This is a genomic window from Nocardia xishanensis NBRC 101358 (genome assembly GCF_001613365.1).
Classification (GTDB): domain Bacteria; phylum Actinomycetota; class Actinomycetes; order Mycobacteriales; family Mycobacteriaceae; genus Nocardia; species Nocardia xishanensis.
On the sequence record NZ_BDCF01000104.1, the window covers coordinates 1 to 4586 of the forward strand.

Sequence of the window (4586 nt, forward strand, 5' to 3'; positions counted from 1 at the left end):
TCGTCGATGGCCTCCGCGACCGGCTGGGCTCGCTGAGCGGCGGCCAGCTCCGCGCGCAGCGCGGCGCGATGCTCGGCGCTCGCGGCGTAGTCGTCGAGCTGCGCGCGGGCGGCGGTCATCCGGCGACGCAGTTCCGCGAGCCGCCGCTGCTCGTCGGCGAATTTCCGCAGCTCGGACGAATCCTGTTGGCAGCGCGCGGCTTCCGCTGTCGTCTCGGTCAGATCGGCGCGGGCGGTGGCGAGCAGATCCTGCGACCAGCTCACGGCCTCCAGCACGCCGGCCGACTCCGTCACGCTCAGGCCCGCGGCGCCGCGGATCTGCGCGATCAGCCGTTCGATGCCCTGTCTGCGCGACTCCAGTTCGGCCGCCGAGGCGCGGCGCTTGTCGGCGAGCCAGTACTCGGCGGTGCCGAAACGTTCGGTGTCGAAGAGCTTTTCGAGCAGCTTCTCGCGATCCTCGTTGTCGGCCCGCAGAAAACGCGCGAAATCGCCCTGTGGCAGCAGCACCACCTGGAAGAACTGGTCGGCGCTCATGCCGAGCAGGCGGATGATCTCGTCCCCGATGTCGGGGATGCGAGAGAGATTCTCGCCGCGCCCGTCCAGCCAGGTCAACGTGGCCTTGGGCGGGTCGGTGCGCATGCCGGTGCCGCGCAGCTTGGGCCGCTCGAACTCCGGAATCCTGGTGAGCCGCAAACGTCTTCCACCCAGCGTCGCCTCGAGCACGACCTGCGGCGGCGTCTGCTCCGGCGCGTGATCGGAATGCAGGCGCTTGCTTTCGCCGCGCGCGCCGGGCACCCGGCCGTAGAGGGCGAAGGCGATCGCGTCGAGCACGGTCGTCTTGCCCGCGCCGGTCTGCCCGTGCAGCAGGAACAGCCCGTCGGCGCCGAGCGCGTCGAAGTCGACGACCGTGGTGTCGGCGAACGGGCCGAAGGCGGTCATCTCCAGCCGGTGCAGTCTCATGCGGCGGCCTCGCGCCGTACCCGCCAAGCACCGACGGGCCCGTCGTCAAGCGCCGCCGCGCGCCCGTCGCTCAACGCGCCCGCCCGCCCGTCGCTCAACGCCGCCGCCCGCCCGTCGCTCAACGCCGCCGCCCACCATTCGCTCAACGCCGCCGCCCACCATTCGCTCAACGCCGCCGCCCACCATTCGCTCAACGCCGCCGCCCGCCATTCGCTCAACGCCGCCGCCCGCCATTCGTTCAGCGCGACGCCGCCTGCACTCGGCGCAGCAGCACGCAGTCCGCTCGGCGCGATCGCGCGCCATGCCCTCGGCGCGATCATGCGCTCAGCTCACCGGACAGCGGCAGCTCCGCAGGCACCGTGGACACCCGCTCCGGCTCGGCGACCGCGGCGGCCAGCGCTCGCTCGATCCATTTCATCTCCCCGGCGCTCGGCGCGCCGCGCACGTCGGTGAGGAAGCTCTGCGCTACTTCGGTGTCGCGGCGGCCGTGCACCCGCTCACGGTAACGCAGCTCCGGATTGCCCTCGGGGCGAACCCATTCCACGTGCACCGCGTGCGGGAAGCGCTCGCGCAGCTTGCGCAGCGCGTCGATCGGACGGGTCTGATCGATGAGAGTCGCGGAGACGTAATGCTCGACGGCCGCGTCGTGCGCCGGGTCCCCGAGCAACTCGTCCAGCGTCCCGGTGAGGCGGCTCAACCCGCGCACCACCGGCAGGTCGCGCCGCTGCACGCCGGACAGGCCGTCGGCGTCGAGGTCGACGAGCCACACGGCCTTGCGATGCGAGCTCTCGGCGAACGAGTACGGCAGCGGCGAGCCCGAGTAGCGCACCGACCCGGACAGTGTCTGCGGCGAATGCAGGTGACCGAGCGCCACGTAGTCGATGCCGTCGAACTCCGCGAGCGGCACCGTCTCCACGCCGCCGACCGAGATGGAACGCTCCGAACCGGTCGCCTCGCCGCCGACCACGAACGCGTGCGCGAGCACCACGGCGCGCGTGCCCGGCCGTCCCGCGAGATCGGCGCGAATCCGGCCCATCGCCGCCGCCAGAATCTCGGCGTGCGAACGCGCCTGCGGGACACCGAGTTCTGCGCGGGTGATCTCCGGCTCCAGATACGGGATGCCGTAGAAGGCCACGTCGCCGTGCTCGTCGGACAGCAGGACCGGCCGATCGGCCGCGGCGACGGTGGTGCGCAGGTACAGCCCGCCCGCCGCGGCGAAACTCGCGCCCGCGCCGAGCCGAGCGGGCGAATCGTGATTGCCAGAGGTCGCGACGATCACCGCGCCCGCGGCGCGAATCGCCTCGAAACCGCCATTGCAGACCGCGATCGCGTCCGCGCTCGGAATGGACCGGTCGTAGACGTCGCCTGGCACGACCACCACGTCCACCGACTCGGCCGCGACCAGCTCGGCGATGGCGGCCAGCGAACGCGCCTGGTCGGCAAGCAGATCGACGCCGTGAAAAGTGCGCCCGATGTGCCAATCCGAGGTGTGCAGCATCCGCATGGCCAGAAACCGTAGAGCCACGCACCGACAGAGTTCAATTCGCCTCGCCCGCCGCGAACGGGCTCGTGAGGCCCGCGCCCGACATGGCTGGAAAAGCCGGGTGATTCGACGCCCGGCGAGCTGAGGACTCCGCATGTGCGCTGCCGGGTTGCTTGGATGTCGGTGGCGTGCGGCACTATCTGCGCTATGACCGCACCGATGCTCGTCGCGCTGCTGCTGGTGTTCGCCGCTGGAGTCGGAGTGGGCTGGTTGGGGCATAGCGCGCGGGCCGGGCAGCGGGCGGCCGTCGCGGAGGCGAGGCTCGCGGCGGCGGCCGACAACGAGCGTTTGCTACGGCAGTCGCTGGACGCCGCGAACGAGGATGCGGCGCGCAGGCATTCGCATGCCGTCGGCGCCATGGTGGAACCGCTGCGCGCGGCGGTCGGGGCGCTCGAACAGCACATCCAACAGGTCGAACACCACCGCATCAACGCCTACTCGGGCCTGCGCGAGCAGGTGGCGAACATGCAGCGCACCTCACATCAGCTCGCGGGCCAGACCGGTCAGCTCGTCGCGGCGCTGCGGGCGCCCCAGGTGCGCGGGCGCTGGGGCGAGATCCAGTTGGAGCGCGTGGTGGAACTCGCCGGGATGACCAAGCACTGCGACTTCTCCACCCAGGTGAGCAAAGCGGTGCGCGGGGACGGCGGCCTGGACCGCATCGGTTCGGTGCGGCCGGACCTGGTCGTGCATCTGGCCAACGAGCGGCACATCGTGGTCGACGCCAAGGTGCCGTTCACCGCGTACCTCGACGCCACTACCGCCGAGGACCCGGACGTGCGCGCCGATCTGCTGGCGCGACATGCCAAACAGCTGCGCGCGCACGTCGACCAGTTGGCCGACAAGGCGTACTGGGCGGCCTTCGATCCCGCGCCGGAGTTCGTCGTGCTGTTCGTGCCCGGCGACCCGTTCCTGGACGCGGCGCTGACCACGGACTCGGGACTGCTGGAGTACGCGTTCGGCCGCAACGTGATCCTCGCCACGCCGACGACGCTGATCGCACTGCTGCGCACGGTGGCCTTCGGGTGGCGGCAGGAGGCGGTGTCCCGCGATATGGCGACGGTTCAGCAACTCGGCAGGGAGTTGTCGGCGCGGCTCGGCATGACCGGCAGGCATCTGGACCGGCTCGGCACCCAACTCGGCAAGGCGGTGGACGCTTTCAATTACGCGGTCTCCTCGGTGGAGTCGCGGGTGATGGTCACCGCCCGCAAGCTGCACGAGCTCGAGATAGCCGAGCAGGAGGCACCGTTGATGCAGCGGGTGGATTCCCGCCCGCGCGCCGTGGGGTTCGCCGACGCCGACGATTAGGCGGGCTTCCGCCCGCGATCCTGCCGCGTGCACGGCCTCGACGGGCCGCCGGCGGCCCAGCCAGTCAACGAAGCAACGGCCCCGCCGTAACCCCTCCGAACGGTGCGGCAGTTAGTGTTCATGCCGTGGCTGCTACCCAACGTGTGCGATCCCGGGTGCCCGCGCCGCAACGTTCGGTCCTGCCTTCGGTGCCGGGAATCCCGGCCTGGGGGGCAGTCCTGATCGCGGTCGCGTGCACGTTGCTGGGGTTCCTGATCGATGCCAACGGCGACAGCGCCGAACTCACCGCCAGCTTCGCCACGCTGTATGTCGTGGGCTGTGTCGCCGCGGTGCTGGCCGTCCGGTTCCGCGGGATCTTCACCACGATGGTGCTACCGCCGCTGTTGCTCTTCCTCGCGGTTCCGCTGGCCTATCAGCAACTGACCGGCCGGATCTCCACCGGGCTCAAGGACATCCTGCTGAACCTGGCCATCCCGCTGGTGAACCGGTTCCCGACGATGATCCTCGCCACCGCGCTGGTCCTGGCCATCGGCGGCGCGCGAATCATGGTGGCCAAACGGGAGTCGGCCGGGGAGCGCTCCAAGGAGGCTCGCCGCGGTTCGAGTTGGGGCCGCAGCGCGGTGAAGCGAGGCGACGAGGAAGCGCCCGCCGAGCCTGCCCGCCGCCGCGCGCGGCGACCGCAGCCGGAGGTGGACGAGGATCCGGTGACCGACAAGTACGAACCGCCGCGCCCCGGTCGTCGTCCGTCCAATGCCGTCGCCGACGCCCCGCCCCGGGTG

General features: G+C 71.1%; 5 protein-coding genes. 2 read left to right on the forward strand and 3 right to left on the reverse strand.

Translation table 11 applies throughout. The features are described 5' to 3' along the window. From NX1_RS34710 to NX1_RS34720, 3 genes are all read right to left on the reverse strand, one after another. Window positions 1-959, reverse strand: a 959-nt coding sequence (locus tag NX1_RS34710) for an AAA family ATPase (protein WP_157120402.1), incomplete at its 3' end; no start/stop codon positions are given. Next, window positions 956-1279, reverse strand: a complete 324-nt coding sequence (locus tag NX1_RS34715) for a hypothetical protein (RefSeq protein ID WP_068069361.1) — start codon at window positions 1277-1279, stop codon at window positions 956-958. The genes NX1_RS34715 and NX1_RS34710, both read right to left, overlap by 4 nt. Continuing rightward, window positions 1276-2463: an exonuclease SbcCD subunit D gene (locus tag NX1_RS34720; RefSeq protein WP_068069364.1), complete on the reverse strand. Its 1188-nt coding sequence runs from the start codon at window positions 2461-2463 to the stop codon at window positions 1276-1278. The genes NX1_RS34715 and NX1_RS34720 overlap by 4 nt, the downstream gene beginning before the upstream one ends. Before the next feature lie 186 nt (window positions 2464-2649). Between NX1_RS34720 and NX1_RS34725 the strand changes: the two genes are divergently transcribed. Both NX1_RS34725 and NX1_RS34730 read left to right on the forward strand, forming a co-directional pair. Beyond that, a complete protein-coding gene (locus NX1_RS34725; protein WP_068069368.1) occupies window positions 2650-3807 on the forward strand; it encodes a DNA recombination protein RmuC in 1158 nt (385 codons plus the stop codon). A gap of 125 nt (window positions 3808-3932) precedes the next feature. Further along, window positions 3933-4586: DUF6542 domain-containing protein (locus tag NX1_RS34730; RefSeq protein WP_084501994.1), on the forward strand; the 654-nt coding region annotated here is incomplete at its 3' end.

Coding starts and splice junctions, on each gene's coding strand:
- NX1_RS34715 (WP_068069361.1), bottom strand. CDS start 1,279: ATGATCGCGCCGAGGGCATGGCGCGCGATCGCGCCGAGCGGACTGCGT.
- NX1_RS34720 (WP_068069364.1), bottom strand. CDS start 2,463: ATGCGGATGCTGCACACCTCGGATTGGCACATCGGGCGCACTTTTCAC.
- NX1_RS34725 (WP_068069368.1), top strand. CDS start 2,650: ATGACCGCACCGATGCTCGTCGCGCTGCTGCTGGTGTTCGCCGCTGGA.